Annotated in this window: 16 protein-coding genes; 5 read left to right on the top strand and 11 right to left on the bottom strand. The window is 70.5% G+C overall.

All coding sequences use genetic code 11. The annotated features are described in order from the left end of the window. The first annotated feature begins 125 nt into the window (after window positions 1-125). Window positions 126-341: a hypothetical protein gene (locus H976_RS26635; RefSeq protein WP_036226758.1), complete on the top strand. Its 216-nt coding sequence runs from the start codon at window positions 126-128 to the stop codon at window positions 339-341. A gap of 21 nt (window positions 342-362) precedes the next feature. Here H976_RS26635 and H976_RS0115490 read toward each other — a convergent pair whose 3' ends face one another. After that, window positions 363-995, bottom strand: coding sequence for an ANTAR domain-containing protein (locus H976_RS0115490; RefSeq protein WP_027862292.1), 633 nt, complete (start codon window positions 993-995; stop codon window positions 363-365). Window positions 996-1,152: 157 nt separating this feature from the next. Between H976_RS0115490 and H976_RS0115485 the strand changes: the two genes are divergently transcribed. Beyond that, on the top strand, window positions 1,153-1,812 hold the full coding sequence (locus H976_RS0115485) for a UdgX family uracil-DNA binding protein (protein ID WP_027862291.1): 660 nt from the start codon (window positions 1,153-1,155) through the stop codon (window positions 1,810-1,812). 42 nt (window positions 1,813-1,854) lie between these two features. Here H976_RS0115485 and H976_RS28935 read toward each other — a convergent pair whose 3' ends face one another. The 10 genes from H976_RS28935 to H976_RS0115435 all read right to left on the bottom strand — a co-directional run bounded on the left by H976_RS28935 (window position 1,855) and on the right by H976_RS0115435 (window position 14,418). Continuing rightward, window positions 1,855-3,564 (bottom strand): HAMP domain-containing sensor histidine kinase, encoded by a 1,710-nt coding sequence (locus H976_RS28935; protein WP_155918300.1) that lies wholly within the window; start codon window positions 3,562-3,564, stop codon window positions 1,855-1,857. A 90-nt stretch (window positions 3,565-3,654) separates the two neighbouring features. Further along, window positions 3,655-5,340, bottom strand: coding sequence for an MFS transporter (locus tag H976_RS0115475; RefSeq protein ID WP_027862289.1), 1,686 nt, complete (start codon window positions 5,338-5,340; stop codon window positions 3,655-3,657). Between the two features lie 71 nt (window positions 5,341-5,411). Continuing rightward, on the bottom strand, window positions 5,412-5,888 hold the full coding sequence (locus H976_RS0115470) for a MarR family winged helix-turn-helix transcriptional regulator (protein ID WP_027862288.1): 477 nt from the start codon (window positions 5,886-5,888) through the stop codon (window positions 5,412-5,414). A 52-nt stretch (window positions 5,889-5,940) separates the two neighbouring features. Next, window positions 5,941-6,828, bottom strand: a complete 888-nt coding sequence (locus tag H976_RS0115465) for an amidohydrolase family protein (RefSeq protein WP_155918298.1) — start codon at window positions 6,826-6,828, stop codon at window positions 5,941-5,943. Then, window positions 6,825-8,327: a long-chain fatty acid--CoA ligase gene (locus H976_RS0115460; protein WP_027862286.1), complete on the bottom strand. Its 1,503-nt coding sequence runs from the start codon at window positions 8,325-8,327 to the stop codon at window positions 6,825-6,827. The genes H976_RS0115465 and H976_RS0115460 overlap by 4 nt, the downstream gene beginning before the upstream one ends. Beyond that, entirely contained in the window at window positions 8,324-9,295 is a 972-nt protein-coding gene (locus H976_RS26625) for a 3-hydroxyacyl-CoA dehydrogenase NAD-binding domain-containing protein (protein WP_051276893.1), read from the bottom strand. Before H976_RS26625 ends, H976_RS0115460 begins: the two co-directional genes overlap by 4 nt. After that, entirely contained in the window at window positions 9,295-11,301 is a 2,007-nt protein-coding gene (locus H976_RS0115450) for an acetoacetate--CoA ligase (RefSeq protein WP_196804107.1), read from the bottom strand. Before H976_RS0115450 ends, H976_RS26625 begins: the two co-directional genes overlap by 1 nt. Beyond that, the gene (locus tag H976_RS0115445; RefSeq protein WP_196804106.1) at window positions 11,298-12,107 is read right to left on the bottom strand and encodes a crotonase/enoyl-CoA hydratase family protein; all 810 of its coding nucleotides are present in this window, start codon (window positions 12,105-12,107) and stop codon (window positions 11,298-11,300) included. The genes H976_RS0115450 and H976_RS0115445 overlap by 4 nt, the downstream gene beginning before the upstream one ends. An 88-nt stretch (window positions 12,108-12,195) precedes the next feature. Continuing rightward, complete coding sequence (locus H976_RS26620) at window positions 12,196-13,209, bottom strand: PDR/VanB family oxidoreductase (RefSeq protein WP_051276892.1); 1,014 nt, start codon at window positions 13,207-13,209, stop codon at window positions 12,196-12,198. Between the two features lie 3 nt (window positions 13,210-13,212). Beyond that, complete coding sequence (locus H976_RS0115435) at window positions 13,213-14,418, bottom strand: aromatic ring-hydroxylating dioxygenase subunit alpha (RefSeq protein ID WP_081682945.1); 1,206 nt, start codon at window positions 14,416-14,418, stop codon at window positions 13,213-13,215. Between the two features lie 98 nt (window positions 14,419-14,516). Here H976_RS0115435 and H976_RS0115430 point away from each other — a divergent pair, with 98 nt between their 5' ends. The 3 genes from H976_RS0115430 (at window position 14,517) to H976_RS0115420 (ending at window position 16,317) form a co-directional block, all read left to right on the top strand. Further along, window positions 14,517-15,110 carry a PadR family transcriptional regulator gene (locus tag H976_RS0115430; RefSeq protein ID WP_027862282.1) on the top strand — a complete coding sequence of 198 codons (594 nt, stop codon included), beginning with the start codon at window positions 14,517-14,519 and terminating at the stop codon, window positions 15,108-15,110. A gap of 138 nt (window positions 15,111-15,248) precedes the next feature. Next, window positions 15,249-15,485 carry a hypothetical protein gene (locus H976_RS0115425; protein WP_027862281.1) on the top strand — a complete coding sequence of 79 codons (237 nt, stop codon included), beginning with the start codon at window positions 15,249-15,251 and terminating at the stop codon, window positions 15,483-15,485. A 31-nt stretch (window positions 15,486-15,516) separates the two neighbouring features. Continuing rightward, window positions 15,517-16,317 carry an MBL fold metallo-hydrolase gene (locus H976_RS0115420; protein WP_036226808.1) on the top strand — a complete coding sequence of 267 codons (801 nt, stop codon included), beginning with the start codon at window positions 15,517-15,519 and terminating at the stop codon, window positions 16,315-16,317. The last annotated feature ends 19 nt before the right edge of the window (window positions 16,318-16,336 follow it).

The following is a 16,336-nucleotide window of genomic DNA, read 5'->3' as shown; positions in this document are numbered from 1 at the left end:
GTGGTGGGAAGCCCGCCGTACCCGAGGCCGGGCCGGGCATGCTGCTGCCTCGCAGATCCGCACCACGGCCGAGAACATCCGCCGCCGGCGTGGTGCTTCTGCCCGCACCGGGTACCGGAGCAGGCATGACCACGACACCGGACGAACCCAGCCAGGACCCCGCCGTCGTTCCGTCGGGCGATCCCACCCCGGAGAAGATCGATCCCGTGGACCCCGGGGAGACACCGGGCGACCCGGCCGGCGATCCGCAACACCCGCACGGCGACCCGTTGATCGATCCTGACTCGGACGCGGAGCCAGGTCAGATGCCGGAGTCCACCAACACCGAGGTCGGCGCCTGAGCCCAGCCAGGTCCTTGTCGGTCAGTCGTGCAGCTCCACCACGGTCTGGGCCAGGCGCTCGACGGTGATGCCGGCACGCTGTGCTGCGTCGACGAGGCGTTCGTGCGCGGTGGTCACGTCGGTGTCGAGGTGCAGCGTGAGGGCACCGATGGCGCGGTTCAACGCGCCCTGTGCCCGCAGGCTCAGTGGCGAGTGCTCGGCCAGCCGTCGCGTCGTCAGCGTCGTCGCCGAGCCGAGCACGAGGTCGGCGGCCCCACCGCCGTCGACGAGGCGAGCGACGTCTGCCTCGCGATCCTCGAAGGCGTCCGCGAGGCCGGCGTACACGCGCACTGCGCCGAGTGCGACCTCATGGTCGGTGACCGGCAGGGTCAGGGTGCTCTGCACCCCCGCGCGCTGGCTGGCAGCGGCGTACAGCGGCCACCTGCCGTCCAGCGAGGCGGTGCTGGTGGCGCCCCACTGCCGGCGTACGCCGGCCTCCACTCCCGGGCCCCCGTCGAGGTACTGAACTCCGTCGAGCACCGCGACCGTGTCGTCAGACGCCGCGACGGTGCAGCTGTCTGTCTGATCGATCCGGACGATGCTGAGGCCGAGGCATGCGGGCACCACCTCGATGACCTCCTCGACCGTCCTCCCCAGGTGTTCGAGCAGCGGCATGCGAACGTTGTCCTCCCTCTCCCCAGCACCTCTTGTACCCCCGGCACGAGCCGTTCACACCATCCCGGGAGAGCAGGCTGGGGTGTCGCCGACCTGACGGCGGCACATCACTTCCGGTGCATCGGGTAACGAGGTCGAAGCGACGAGGAGGCACACCATGGCCGGCAAGCAGGCGCCCGGTGCCCAGCGCTGGGTGCCCGACCGGGTGACCCCGCAACGATTGCGTGCGGGCGTGGACCAGTGCCGCGGTTGTGAGCTCTACGAGAACGCCACCCACGGTGTGCCCGGACGCGGTCCTCGCGACGCCCCGCTGATGGTGGTGGGCGAGCAGCCGGGTGACCAGGAGGACAAGGCCGGAGAGGCCTTCGTAGGGCCGGCGGGCAAGCTGCTCGACCGTGCGTTGGCGGCGGCAGGTATCGATCCTGAGAGCGTCTACCGCACCAACGCCGTCAAGCACTTCCGGTGGGAGCGAGGGCGTCGTGGCAACCGGCTGCACAAGGGACCGACGCGGACGCACGTGGCGGCGTGCGGACCGTGGCTGGTCGCGGAGCTGGACATGGTGCAACCGCAAGGAGTGGTGCTGCTCGGTGCCACCGCTGCCCAGTCCGTGTACGGGTCGGACTTCCGCATCACCGAGTCGCGAGGCGTGCGGCTCGACTGGCCCGACGAGATCCGCGGCTCTTCCGTCGTACAGCCACCGGACTGGGCGCTGGCCACCATGCATCCGTCGGCCGTGCTGCGCTCCCGGCAGCGCGAGGACGACCTGGCTCGGCTGGTCGAGGACCTCGAGCGCGCGGCCGGCCTGCTGATCCCGTGACACCCCCGCCGGGACAGGACGTCCCCAGCAGGTGGGCCGCGGTCAGACCACCCGCAGGATCGGGCTCTGCTGCTCGACACGGACGGCGGCCAGTGGAATGCGGGCCACGAAGGTGCTGCCGGCGCCGAAGTGGCTCTGCACACTGATGGACCCGCTCATGAGCTCGGTCAGCTCCTTGCAGATGGCCAGGCCCAGGCCGTTGCCGCCGTAGCTCCGGGTGATGGAGCCGTCGACCTGGTGGAAGGAGTCGAAGACCATCTTCTGGTTCTGCTCGGGGATCCCGATGCCCGTGTCGGAGACGATGAACTCCACCGCCTGCCCGGCATCGGTCGCGGGCCGGACATGGAGGCTCACCTGGCCGGCGTTGGTGAACTTCACCGCGTTGTCGAGCAGGTTGGTCAGGACCTGGTAGAGCCGGTCGCGGTCACCCACGACGATCCGCGGGACGCCCGGGTCGATGGTCGAGCCGAAGCGAAGGCCTTGCCGGGTGGCGCGGGGGGCATAGGCGTCTGCGGCATCGGCCACGACGGCGTGCAGGTCGAAGGGAGCGGAGGCGAGCTTGAGCTGCCCGGCCTCGATGCGCGAGAAGTCCAGGATCCCCTCGACCAGTGACGTGAGCAGCCCTCCCGACCGGGCCATCTTCTCCAGGAGGTACGACTGCTCCTCGTCCAGCACGGTGTCCTCGAGGAGCTCAGCGGTGGCGAGGACCGTGGTCAGGGGTGTGCGGATCTCGTGGCTCATGTTGGCCAGGAACATCGACTTGGCCCGCGAGGCGTCCAGCGCCGCATCCCTCGCGTGCTCGAGCTGTCGAAGGGCCCGCTCCTCGGAGCGGATCAGCCGCGCCGTACGCACGAAGGCGATCGCCATCAACGCGATCGTGCCGATCAACAGCTGCCACGGGTGGTCGGGCTGCCCGGCCAGGTCCCCCACCACCTCGAGTCCGGCCGGCACGAACAGTGGTGCCACAGCGACCATGATCTGGCCCAGTGAGGTCACGTTGCGCGGGGCGTTCGCCGCGTCGTAGCTCGCCACCGGATGCCAGGCTGCCCTGGCGATCAGGACGGGCGCGACCATCCACGCGATGTCCATCGCCATGCCGGCAACGCCCTCTTCGGCCGTCCGGAGGTAGGTGATGTCGGCCGCCAGCCACAAGCAGACTCCAGCAGCGAACGAGGCACCGACGGCTGCGCGGGCGCTGCGGCTGAACAGGGCTCGGGCGACGAGCGCGAGCAGGACCGCATCCGCGATCGGGTAGGAGGCCCAGACGACGCGAACCCCGGGGGTCACGCTCGGGTCGGCCACGATCGTGTTGACCGAGAGACTCCAGAAGATCAGCACGCTGACGATCACGATCGTCAGGACGTCGAGCGCGAAGTCCCGGTCGAGGCGCCGGCTGCTCGGACCCAGGCTGCGCCGAAGCGCGATCCAGAGCGCGATGCAGAGGACGACGTAGCTCGCGAACCAGGGCGGGTCGGCGATGGAGACATCGGTGCCGGCGCCCAGCGCGTCGAGCACCGTCCACAGCACGTCCCCCAGCGCGGAGAGCGAGACCCCGGTCGCGATCAGCCCTGGCACCAGCCGCCGGCCCCGTGGGGCCCGCGCGGCTCCGATCCAGGCGCCGATGCCGGCCCCGACCAGGACACCGAGGTAGCAGACGTTGTCCAAGGTCTTGTTGTCGGTCAGGACGTACACGACTACGGCCGCCACGACTCCTGTCGCGACGGCCGCCGAAGTCCACGACGTACGGGCCATGTGCCCACCCTAGTGTCGGAAATGCACGATCTGAGGGTTTTCCGGCATTCCCCCGCCGTGGGTCTGGTATGGGCGCCGGCCCCCGGCGTGTCAGAGCGGGTCGGCCATCTCGCGCTCGACGAAGGCGTGACTCTGCTTGCGCCCCCCGAGCATCGTGGCAGCGATGATGGCAGCGAGCAGGGCGGCGATCCCGCACACCAGGAAACCGATGGCGTAGGCGTGTGACAGGGCGTGGAAGGCGACGTCCTGGAGCGGGTTGAACGGCACCAGGTGGCCGTCGGGTCCCGGCACGTGCGAGGGCACCGCGTTGGCGCCCAGCGGCCCGGACTTCACGGCTCCGACAGCCGCCTCGACCTCGGCTCGCTTGTCGGCGGGCACGTGCGCGGGCGAGGCGTAGAACGCAGTGACCGCCTTGTGGAGGGAGGGTGACTCGGCGATCTTCGCGGCGATGGCGCTGGCCGCGTTGGTGAGGGCGATCGCTCCCACGATGGCCGGGCCGAGGGTGAGACCGAAGTCGCGCAGCATGCTGGTCGCGCCGCTCGCCATGCCGGCCTTCGGCGTGGGCACGCTGTTCACCGCGACCACGGTGATGGCGGTGACGGCGGTCTTGAAGCCGGCACCGACGACGAGCAGGGGTACGGCGATGGCCGCGATCGAGAGGTTGGTGGCCGGGATGGCGGCCAGTACCAGGTCACCGACACCGATCAGGGCCGCTCCGGCCGCCAGCACCCACCCGGGGTTGAACCGCTGCAACGTCCTGCTGCTGACCGGGAAGAGCGCGACGCCCATGATGTTGAGCAGGACGAACCCGACTGCCGTCTTCAGCGGCGGGAACTCCTGGATGGCCGAGAGCCGGATGCTGGTGGCGTACGCCGTGCCGAGGTAGGCGAACATGGCGAGCACGGTCACCACGGCGGAGACCGTGAACATCCGGTTGCTGAACAGCTCGAGCTGGATCAACGGCTTGTCCACCCGTCGCTCGATGTACACGAACGCCACCATGAACAAGGCCGCGACGACGAAGCTGACGATCACCTGCGCGCTCCCCCAGCCGTCCTCGGCTCCCTGGATGATGGCGTACAACAACGCGAAGAGAGACACGGCAATCGTGATCTGGCCCGGCCAGTCGAGCGAGCGACCCACCGGCGACGAGGAGTCCTGGGCCGCGACCAGGGTGATCACGGTGCTGACGACGGCAATCACGGCCATGGCCAGGAACGCGTAGCGCCAGCTGGCGAACTCACCGCCGGAGTGCTCGATCCTGGCGAGCGCACCGCCGATCAACGGAGACATGAAGCCCCCGGCGGTCAGGGCGGCTGCCCAGAGGGAGATCGCGTGCGCCCGCTCCTGGATGGTGTGGGTGCCTGCGGCGAGCATGGCGATCGAGGTCGGGAAGATCGCGGCGGCGCCGAAGCCGGCGATGACCTGCCCGGTGAGCAGCACACCGACGTTCGCGGAGGGGGTGAGGAAGCCGAGCAGGCCACCCAGCACCACCAGCGCCGAGCCGATGGCCAGGAGCCGCTTGCGGCCGAACAGGTCGCCGACCACCCCGAAGGAGAGCTCGAAAAGGGTGACCGGGACCAGGAAGGCGTCCGAGACCCAGGTCAGCTGGGTGGAGGACAACCCGAGGTCCTGGTTGATGTAGCCGTTGATCACCGCGGGGATGCTCAGGCCGAACTGCGCGACGAAGCAGGCGCTGATGGCGGCCACGAGCGTGCCGGTGGTCAGTCGGGGCAGGGAGGCGGGCAGGTCTCGGTTCGCGACGGTCTCGCTCATGGCGCCGAGGCAATCACATCAGGAACCCTGATGTACAGGTTTCCTGATGACTTTTTCGTCCAGTGAGATGACTAGGCAGACTCGGTGGGCGCGTCGGCGGGCGTGAGCAATGCCTGCCGGCACAGCTCGAGCGAGGACCGCAGCACCTCGGCGTCGTCGCGCGAGAGCAGGGAGAGCATCCGGGCCTCGAGCGCGGCCACCTGGGGCCGCAGGCCGTGGAGCAGTCGCTGGCCGTCGGGGGTCAGCGAGATCACCAGACGCCGTCGGTCGGCCGCGTCGCGGTGGCGATCAATGAGGCCACGGTCGAGCAGCGTGGTCACCATGTCGGCCATGCTCTGCGAGGTGACGAAGGAGTGCCGCGCGAGGTGCGCCGAGGTGAGGTCGGGATGCCGCTCGAGCACCGTCAACGCTGTGTACTGCAGTGCCGTCAGACCTACCGGACGGGTGAGGTCGTCGAGCTCGGCGCGAACGGCCAGCTCGACCTGCTTCATCAGGTAGAGCAGGGTCGGCGCCCCGTGCTGGCCGACGCGACCGGTGGTCGGTGTCATTGCGGCCTCCTCGCGACCGGGGCCGCACGTGGTCCGCCCATCCTAGGGAAGCTCACGCCAGGCCCAGGACACCGGCCGCGTTGCCCTTGAGGATCCCCGCCCACCGCTCCGGGTCGATACCGAGGGCTTCGAAGTCCTCCATCCAGCGCTCGGGCGTGATGAGCGGGTAGTCGGTGCCGAACAGCACCTTGTGCCTGAGCATCCCGCCGGCGGCCCGGACCAGCTCGGGCGGGAAGTACTTCGGTCGCCAGCCGGAGAGGTCGATGAACACGTTGGCCTTGTGCGTGGCCATCGAGATCGCCTCGGCCTGCCACGGCACCGAGGGGTGCGCGAGGATCACGGTCAGCCCGGGGAAGTCGGCGGCGAGGTCGTCGAGCAGCAGCGGGTTGGAGTAGCGCAGCTTGATCCCCCGCCCGCCCGGCAGCCCGGCCCCGATGCCGTTCTGGCCGGTGTGGAAGAGCGCGGGTACACCGAGCTCCTCGAGCGCCGCCCACAGCGGGGTGAACGCCGGGTCGTCCGGTGAGAAGGCCTGCAGGCTGGGGTGGAACTTGAAGCCGCGCACCCCGAAGTCCTCCACGAGGTGTCGGGCGCGCGAGACGGCTGCGGCGCCCTGGTGCGGGTCGACCGAGCCGAACGGGATCAACACGTCGGCGTGCTCGGCGGCCTCCTCGGCGATCTGCTCGCTCGACAGGGCCGGGTGACCCGTCGCGGTGGTGGCGTCGACCGTGAACACGACCGCCGCCATACCGGCGTCGCGGTACCGCGTGGCCAGGTCGGCGACCGTCGGCGTCCGGTTCTCCGAGCCCTTGAAGTACGCCGCCGAGGCATCCATGAGCTCCTGGTCGAGCGAGAGGTGACCGTGGTCGTCGGACTCGACGTGCACGTGCACGTCGATGGCGCTGACCGCGCCGAGATCGATGCGCGGAAGGTAGCGGCTCACGGGGTGACCTCTCGTAGACGGGACTTCAGCAGCTTGCCGGAGGCGTTGTGGGGCAGCTCGGGGAGGAACACCACCGACCTCGGCAGCTTGTAGCGCGCCAGGCGGCCCTCGAGATGGGCGAGCACATCGGCCTCGTCCACCTCCTCCCCTGCCCGTACGACGACGAAGGCCCGGCCGACCTCGCCCCACCTCTCGTCGGGTACGCCGACCACGGCGCACTCCGCGACCGCCGGGTGCTCGTGCAGGGCGCGCTCCACCTCGGCCGGGTAGACGTTCTCACCGCCCGAGATGTACATGTCCTTGAGCCGGTCGACGATCCTCAGGTAGCCCTCGTCGTCCCTGGTCGCGAGGTCACCGGTGTGCAGCCAGCCGTCCTCGAAGGCACTGGCGGTCGCCGCGTCGTCCTGCCAGTAGCCAGGAGAGACGTGGGGGCCGGAGACCAGCACCTCCCCCGGTTCGCCGTCCTCGGCATCGCGGTCGCCGGCAACGACGCGCACGTCGGTGAAGAAGCAGGCCGTGCCGGCCGAGCCGAGCTTGCGCACTCCTTCGTCGGCCCGCAGCATCGTGGTCCCGGGCGAGGCCTCGGTCAGGCCGTAACCCTGGATGATCATCAGGCCGCGGTCGAGCCAGGTGCGCAGCAGCGACTCGGGGATCGGGGCGCCACCGCTCAGCGCCAGCCGGAGGCTGCTCAGGTCGGCTCCGGCGAAACGTGGCGCGGCCGCGATCGCGAGGTACATCGAGGTGACGCCGAACAGCAGCGTGACGCCCTGCGACTCGATGAGGTCCACCGCTCGCGCAGCGTCGAACCGGGCCTCGATCAACGCCGTACCGCCCTTGAGGATGGTCGGGAACAGCACCTGGTTGAGAGCGGCGGTGTGGAACAACGGGGCGGTCACGAGCGCCACCTCCTGGCTGCCGATGTCGACGTCGACCAGCAGGTTGGCGACGTTCCACACCACGTTGCCGTGGGTCAGCATGACGCCCTTCGGCCGCCCGCTCGTCCCCGAGGTGTACTGGATCATGAACAGGTCGTCGAGCCCGATCGGCTCGTCGATCTCGGTGAGGTCGTCGACCGCGAGGTGCTCGAGGCCGACGCCGGCGGCGCGGGTGAAGTCGACCGTCTCGAGCCCGAGCCCGGAGACCTGGGGGGCCTGGAGCGCGTCGGCGAAGACGTCCTCGACGACGAGCAGACGGGTGCCGCTGTGGTCGAGCACGTGGGCCAGCTCCGGGGCGGCGAGCCGGGTGTTCACCGGCACCGACACCGAGCCCAGCCGGGCAGTGGCCAGCACGGTGAGGACCATCTCGATCGAGTTCAGGCCGAGGAACGCCACCCGGTCACCGCGTTCGACACCGCGCGCGCGGAGTCCGTGGGCCAGTCGGGTGACGGCGCGGTCGAGGTCGGCGTACGACATCGGGGTGCCGTCCTGGACGAGCGCCGCCTTGGCTGGCGTCATCCGGGCCCGGCGGCGCGGCCACGACCCGAGACCCTGGTCCCTCATCGGTCGGTCTCCTGCGATGCCGGCCCTGGCGACGAGAGCCCGAGCCGGTCCTTGAGGGCGAGCAGCTGACCCAGCGCCTCGTCGCGTCGGGCGAGTACGTCGCGCTCCCGGCCGCCGAGCTCCTCGGACACCCCGTCGACCAGCTGCTCGGTCAGCTCCGGAGTGAGCTCGGGGTGGCCAAGGTCGGCCCACCAGTCCACCATCGGCGGGCCGAGGTGGTCGAGGACGTGCGCCAGTCCGCCGGGACCGCCCGAGAGGTGCTGGGTCGCGATCGGACCGAGCAGCGCCCAGCGCAGGCCGGGGCCGGACGACACGGCGAGGTCCAGGTCGGAGACCGAGATCGCTCCGCGGCGGACCAGGTCGTAGGCCTCGCGCCACAGCGCCGCCTGCAGCCGGTTGACGACATGACCGGGCAGCTCGGCCCGCACCCGGACCGGGCGACGGCCGAGTGCCGTCATCAGGGTCATGGTCGCGGCCACCGTGTCCTCGGAGGTCAAGCGTCCGCCGACAACCTCGACCAACGGCACGAGGTGAGGCGGGTTGAAGGGATGGGCCACGACCACGCGCTCGGGACGCCGGCACGCGTCCTGGAACGAGCTCGGACCGAGCCCCGAGGAGCTGCTGGCCAGTACGACGTCAGGCGCTGCCGCCTCGTCGAGGGCGGCGAAGAGCGTGCGCTTGAGGTCCAGCCGTTCCGGTCCGGACTCGATGACCAGGTCGGCGGTCTCGACGGCACTGGCCGGGTCGGCATGGAAGTGCAGCCGGTCGAGGGCGGAGGCGTCGGCCTCGAGCTGGTGGAGGTGGTCGGCGACGGCCTCGCGCAGCCGCTCCTCCGCATCCGGAGCCGGGTCGCTGACGTGCACGATCGAGCCGCGGGAGAGCGCCAGGGCGCTCCAGCTGCCGCCGATCGAGCCGGCGCCGACGACGGCCACGGTGTCCGGGACGGTTCGCATGGACGACGTACTCATCAGGAGCCCACCTCGGCGCCGGCTCGCTCCTCGGCGAGGGTGACGAACACGTCCAGCGACGTCGGGTCGGCCAGGGAGTCCAAGCTGGCCACCCGAGCGACCGGCACGCCCTGGAGGATGCGCTTGACCGGCAGCTCCAGCTTCTTGCCGGTCAGGTTGCGCGGCACCGCCGGCACCCTGATGACCTGGTCGGGCACGTGGCGCGGCGAGAGCTCGGCGCGGAGGGCGGACCGGATGGTGCCGACCAGCTCGTCGTCCAGCTCCCCGCGGGTGACCACGAAGAGGATCAGCTCGCCGTTGCCGCCGACCTTGTCCTCGAGGTGGACCACCAGGCTGTCGCTCACCCCGGGCAGCTCCTCGACGACGCGGTAGAACTCGGCCGTGCCGAGGCGCACTCCCCCACGGTTCAGGGTCGCGTCGCTGCGCCCGGTGACCACGCATCTGCCGTCGGGCTCGAAGACGATCCAGTCGCCGTGCCGCCAGATGCCCGGGTAGCGGTCGAAGTAGGTGTCCCGCAGCCGGCTGCCGTCGTCGTCGCCCCACAGGCCGAGCGGCATCGACGGCATCGGCGCGGTCACCACCAGCTCGCCCGGCTCGCCGACCACCTCGTGGCCGTCCTCGTCGAAGGCGTGCACGTCGACGCCGAGCGAGCGACCGGAGATCATCCCGGCGCGGACCGGCAGCAACGGGTTGTTCTGCACGAGCCCGCTGCAGACGTCGGTGCCGCCGCTGCCGACGTTGACCTGGACCTCGGGTCCGAGCTGGTCGGTGATCCACGCGTATCCCTCGGGTGGCAGCGGCGCACCGGCCGAACCCACCACCCGGATCCGCAGGTCGAGCCCGGACAGCTCCAGCCCGGCGGCACGGCAGGCCATCACGTAGCCCGGGCTCGCCCCCATCAAGGTGGCCCCGGTCTCCTCCGCCAGCCCCCACTGCCAGCCGAGGTCGGGGTACGCCGGGTCGCCGTCGACCAGCACGATGGTGGCGCCGACGAGCAGGCCGGAGACCAGCGCGTCCCACATCATCCACGCCGTGGTGGAGTACCAGAGGAGGACGTCTCCGGGGCCGAGGTCCCAGGACAGGGCATGGTTCTTCAGGTGCTCGAGCAGGATCCCGCCGTGGCCGTGCACGATCGCCTTCGGCTTACCGGTGGTGCCGGAGGAGAACAGCACGAACAGCGGGTGGTCGAAGGCGACCGGTCGCGTCTCGTGGATCGGTTCGGTGACCGCGGCGATGGCCTGCGACCAGGAGATCGCGCCGTCGACGCGCCAGTCGCCGTACTCGATGTCGAAGACCTGCCGCACGCTCGGCAGCTGGGCGACGATCTCGTCCACCTCGGCGAGGCGGTCGATGTCCTTGCGTCCGTAGCGGTAGCCGCCCGCGACCAGGAGCACCACCGGCTCCACCTGGCCGAAGCGGTCGACCACGCTGCGTGGACCGAACTCGCTCGCGCAGCTCGCCCACACCGCGCCCAGGCCGGCGGCCGCGAGGAACGCCACCACCGCGTCCGGACAGTTGGGCAGGTAGCCGGCCACCCGGTCACCCGGTCCGACGCCGAGGTCGACCAGCACCCGCCGGGCGCGCGCGACCTGGTCGCGCAGCTCTTCCCACGTCAGCGACGTGTCGGGACGGGTCTGCGAGCGCGCGTGGACCGCGACGTCACCGTCGTCGAGCCCCTGTCCGCGCAGGGCGTGCTCGACGTAGTTGAGCATCGAGCCCTCGAACCAGCGCGCTCCGGGCATGGTCCGGTCGGCCAGCACCGAGGTCCGCGACCCGTGGTCGGTCACGTCGAAGAAGTCCCAGATCGCCGTCCAGAACCCCTCGAGGTCGTCGACCGACCACCTCCACAGTGCGTCGTGGTCGCGCAGGTCGAGGTCGCGGTGCTCGCGCACCCAGGACAGGAAGTGGCCCACCCGGGTCGTCTCCAGCACGTCCGCGGGCGGACGCCACAGCACGTCGCCCGGCCTGACCGGGGCGGCCCGGTCGTCGGCGTACGGCGTGCTCACCGGTCGGTCACCTTCTCGGCCCGTCCGTCGAGGAAGTCCTGCATCCGGGCCTTGGCGTCGTCGGTGCCCTGGGCGATCGCGGCCATCATCGCCTCCATGAAGTAGCCCTCGCGGGGAGCCGCCTCCGCGATGCGCGGCAGCGCCTGGATGATCGCGAAGTTGGTCTGCGGGGCGTTGTCCGCGACGCGGCTGGCGAGGTCGATCGCGACGTCGAGGCCGGTGCCGTCGTCGACGACGTACTGCGAGAGGCCGACGGCAGCGCCCTCCTCGGCGTCGTACCTTCGACCGGTGAGCATCAGGTCGGCCATCCGCGCGACGCCGATCAGCCGGGGCACCCGCACCGAGGCCCCACCCCCGACGAAGATCCCGCGCATTCCCTCGGGCAGGGCGTAGAAGGTCGAGCGTTCGGCCACCCTCAGGTGGGTGGCGGCCGCCAGCTCGAGACCGCCGCCGACCACGGCGCCCTTCAGTGCGGAGACCACCGGGACCGGTCCGAACTCGATCTGCTCGAAGGCCCGGTGCCACATCCGCGAGTGACGGACGCCGGACAAGGTGTCTCGCTCGGCCATCTCGGAGAGGTCGAGGCCGGCACAGAAGTGATCACCCTCGGCGTCGATGACCACGCTGGCGATGTCTCCCGGCAACGTCGTGAAGAACCGCTCGATCCCCAGCACCGCGGCGTCGTTGAGCGCGTTGCGCTTCGCCGGACGGGCCAGGGTCAGGACCGCGACCTTGCCGACGCGCCTCGCCCGGAGGTTGTCGGGAAGGTCGATGTCGAGGACCTCCGGCTCGAGCGCTTCTGGCACGACAGGCTCCTCCTAAAGAACAGGTTTCCTGATTGTTGACCACGCGCGCCGTCATGGTCAAGTCAGGGTCGTGCCCTCCTGTCCGAGCTCAGGGACGGTCGATGACCAGGGTGCGGCACCCGTCGGACGCGGCCTGCTGGTCACCGGCAGCGACCCGGGACACGCAGGAGCACAGGGAGGTGTCGCGCTGCTTCTGCTCGTCGCTGAGGAACACGTCGCGGTGGTCGATCCGACCGTCACACTCGAGCACGCGCACCGTGCACAACCCGCACTCGCCCTTGCGGCAGTCCCACATCACGTCGACGCCCGCGGCCTCCAGTGCCTCGAGCATGGAGGCGTCCTCGTCCACCACGACCTCGCGGTCGAGCGACGGGATGGAGACCCGGAACCTCTCGGGAGCCCAGGCGCCACTGTTGCCGAAGGTCTCGAACCTCACGTTGGGCATCGGCAGCCGACGCCCGGCCCACTCGCGGCGAACGGCATCCATCAGCCGGATCGGGCCGCACATGTAGAGCTCGGTGTCGGTCGCCAGGTCCGAGCTCGCCACCTCGTCGACCAGGGAGCCGACGTCCAGCCCGGTGGCTTCGTCGTCCACGTGCACCCGGACCCGGTCGCCGTGCTCGACGGTGAGGTCGTCGAGGTAGGCCATCACCGCGCGCGACCGTCCCACGAGCACGAGGGAGTAGTCGGCCCCGCGGCGGCGCAACGCCGTTGCCATGGCGACCAGCGCGGTCACCCCGATGCCGCCCGCGACCAGCAGGTAGCGCGAGGCGCCGACGCCCAGCGGGAAGTTCTGCAACGGGTCGGAGACCCGGATCCGAGCACCCTCCGCCAGCGCGTGCATCGCCCGCGAGCCGCCGCGAGAGGCGGGGGCCAGCTGGACGCTGACGGTCCAGCGCCGCCCCTCGTCCTCCGAGCGCACGATCGAGTAGGAGCGCCGGATGGTCCGTCCCTGGTGGCTCACCTCGACGTCGAGGTGGGAGCCCGGCGTGGCCGGCCGGGGGCGTTCGGGCGCGAGCACGATGCGGCGTACGCCGTCCGCGACGTCGCTCGCCTCGACCACCTCGGCCTGCTGCCAGCGCAGGGTCGACTGGGCCGCCATCGCTCAGTCCCGGACCCGGGCGTCCGCGGAGCGCCCTTCGGCCTGCAGCATCCGGTCCAGGATGCGGCGCACCCACATCCCGCCGGCATCGATGTTCAGGCTGTAGAACTCGTAGTCGGGGTTGGCGTCGATGGCGCCCTGCTGGGCGATCAGCATCTCCTCGTCCTCACCGAAGACGCCGTGCACCCCGTCGCGCAGCTGGGTGGTGATGGTCTGGCTCTCCAGGCGGTAGTTGCGCATGAAGGCCCAGAAGTAGTGACAGGTCCGCTCGGTCTCGGGCGTGATCGTGTTCATCACGTAGCCGTTGACGCCCTGGCTGCGGTCACCCTCGGGTGCGCCGGTGCCGGCCTTGGCGACGCCGACGTCGATGCAGATGGTCGAGGGCGCCTCGAAGTGGATGATCTGCCAGCGGTCCACGCGTCCCTCGAAGTCGGGGAACTTGTCCCGCATGTTCTTGAGCCAGAACGGTGGCGGCTCGATGTCGCGCATCCAGCGGCTCACGGTCACGTGCCGCTCGTCGTGGGTGACCTCGAACTCGGACTCCGAGAGCTCGTCCTGTCCGATGCTCGAGGAGTGCACGAACTCCTCGTGGGTGAGGTCCATCAGGTTGTCGAGCACGAGCTGGTAGTTGCAGCCCGCCTGGATCGTCTCGCCGTCGCCCGCCCAGTCGGGTGAGTCCATCTGGTGCATGTCGGGGACCAGGTCGGGGTCGGCGAGGTCGGGGTCGCCCAGCCAGACCCAGAGGAAGCGGTGCCGCTCGACGACCGGGAACGCGGGCACGGTGGCGCTCGGGTTCACCGTCTCCTGGGCCGGCATCGAGGTGCACCGTCCGGCCCGGTTGTAGCGCAGGCCGTGGTAGGGGCACTGCAGCTCCTCGCCGAGGATCTTTCCCTTCGACAGCGGGGCCAGCCGGTGCCAGCAGGCGTCGGCCAGGGCGGAGACCCGTCCGTCCGCGGTGCGCCACAGGGCCAGTGGTCGCCCGGCCACGGTGCGGGCCAGCGGCTCCCGGGAGGTGACCTCGTGGTCCCACGCCGCGACGTACCACGCGTTCAGCGGCGAGGCGAAGATCTTGCTGGTCGCCGACGCCGGGGCGCTCGGATCCACGGGGTTGTCGGCCACGCGGTCCCCGGGCCGCAGGGAGGTGGCCTGGGAGGTGGTCTGGGAGGTGGCCCGGCTACGGGCGTCGGTGCCGGGGCGGGTGAGGGTCATCTTCACTCCCTATGCAGATAGGTATTAGGCGCGTCACACTACCTATCTCCATAGTCATTGGCTAGGGTCGAGCCCAGATTGCTCCGGAGGAGGTGGCGATGTCGCTCCGTTTCGCACTGCTGGCGCTGCTCGGCTCGCGCCCGATGACCGGCTACGACCTGTCCAAGCAGTTCAGCCAGTCGGTGGCCCACGTCTGGCACGCCCCGGACTCGCAGATCTATCCCGAGCTGAACCGGATGGAGCGCGACGGGCTGCTGGAGTCGGTGCCGGTCGCCTGGGGGCCGAAGGGGACCAAGAAGGAGTACCACGTCACCGACGCCGGACTGGCGGCGTTCCGCGAGTGGATCAACTCGCCCCTGGAGATCAGGCGGCAGCGGGACCCGGCGTACCTCAAGGCCGCCTATCTCGAGTGGGCCGACGCCGATGCCGCCCGCTCCCAGCTGCGCCAGCACCACGACTACTGGACAGCGCACCTCGACCTCCTCGAGCGCACCCGGCAGACCCTCGTCGACCGGACCCACCCGACCTTGGCCCACCGCCTGGCCAGGCACTCCCCCGACCAGCACGAGCGCATCGTCCGCTACAAGGTGTTCGCCTACGACGGCCTGATCGACCAGGCGCGAGCCGAGGTCGCGTGGGCCGACCGTGGCCTGGCCCTGGTCGACGAGCTGGAGGGTGCGCCCGCCCCGTAGGGCGACGCCTCGTCGCCGGATGTCGATTGCCGGCAGCGCGGGAACGGTGGCGAGCGCACGGTCGATCTCCGGCGCGGGCGCATGCGACCTCGTCGTCCGGGTAGCGGGGGTGTCTCGACCCCCATCGAAGGAGACACCATGGCAACAGGAGAGACCGGCTTCGACGACGTGACCTTCGACCTGATCTCGGTGCAGTACCACGCGCTGAAGGCGGGCCACGACTACGGCCAGTACGTGCGCGACGCCGAGAACGCCGGGACGGATGACATCGCCTCGTTCTTCCGGGAGGTCATGGACCAGGACCAGGCCCGTGCCCACCGCGCTCACGAGCTCCTGGCCCAGCTGGGTGGCACGGACAACACCTCGCCCCAATGACCAGCGCACCACCGACCGCGAGGTGGGACCGGTGCCCTCGCTGACCTTCGTCGGGACGGCCACAACCCTGCTGCGGCTCGGCGAGTTCACGGTGCTCACGGACCCCAACTTCCTGCACCGTGGCCAACGCGCCTACCTCGGGAAGGGCCTGTGGAGCAGGCGGCTGACCGAACCCAGCCTGCAACCGGAGGACCTGCCACCGCTCGACGCGATCGTGCTCTCCCACCTCCACGGCGACCATTTCGACCGGGTGGCGCGCCGCGGGCTGGAGCGATCGCAGCCGATCATCACCACGCCACCGGCTGCAAGGCGCCTGCACAGATGGGGCTTCGAGACGCGCGGGCTCGAGACCTGGTCGAGCGAGACCCTGTACCGAGGGAAGGACTCGTTGACCGTCCACGCCCTGCCCGCGATCCATGCCCGCGGCCTGATGGGCGCACTGCTGCCTCCCGTGATGGGCTCGTTGCTCGAGCACCGGGTCGGGGATCGCCTCAGCGCCCGGATCTACCTCAGTGGAGACACCCTCACCGGAGCACACGTCGACGAGATCGCCGCTCGGCATCCGGACATCGATGCCGCCGTCGTGCATCTCGGGGGCACGCGCGTGCTCTTCCACACCGTGACGATGGACGACGCCCAGGGCGTCGACTTCCTCACGCGGGTCCGGCCGCGCCAGGCCGTGCCGGTCCACTACGACGACTACCGCGTCTTCCGCAGCCCGTTGTCCGCCTTCCTGCAACGGGCGGAGCGTGAGGGCCTGGGCTCGACGGTGAGCACCGTCGAGCGCGGCCAGACCATCGAGCTGAGCAGCCGGCGCACGAGCACCCAGTAGACGACGTGAACGCCCGTCC

Source organism: Marmoricola sp. URHB0036 (assembly GCF_000426045.1).
GTDB lineage: Bacteria > Actinomycetota > Actinomycetes > Propionibacteriales > Nocardioidaceae > Marmoricola.
Note: the sequence above shows the minus strand (reverse complement) of the source record. Positions and strands in the feature narration are given on the sequence as shown.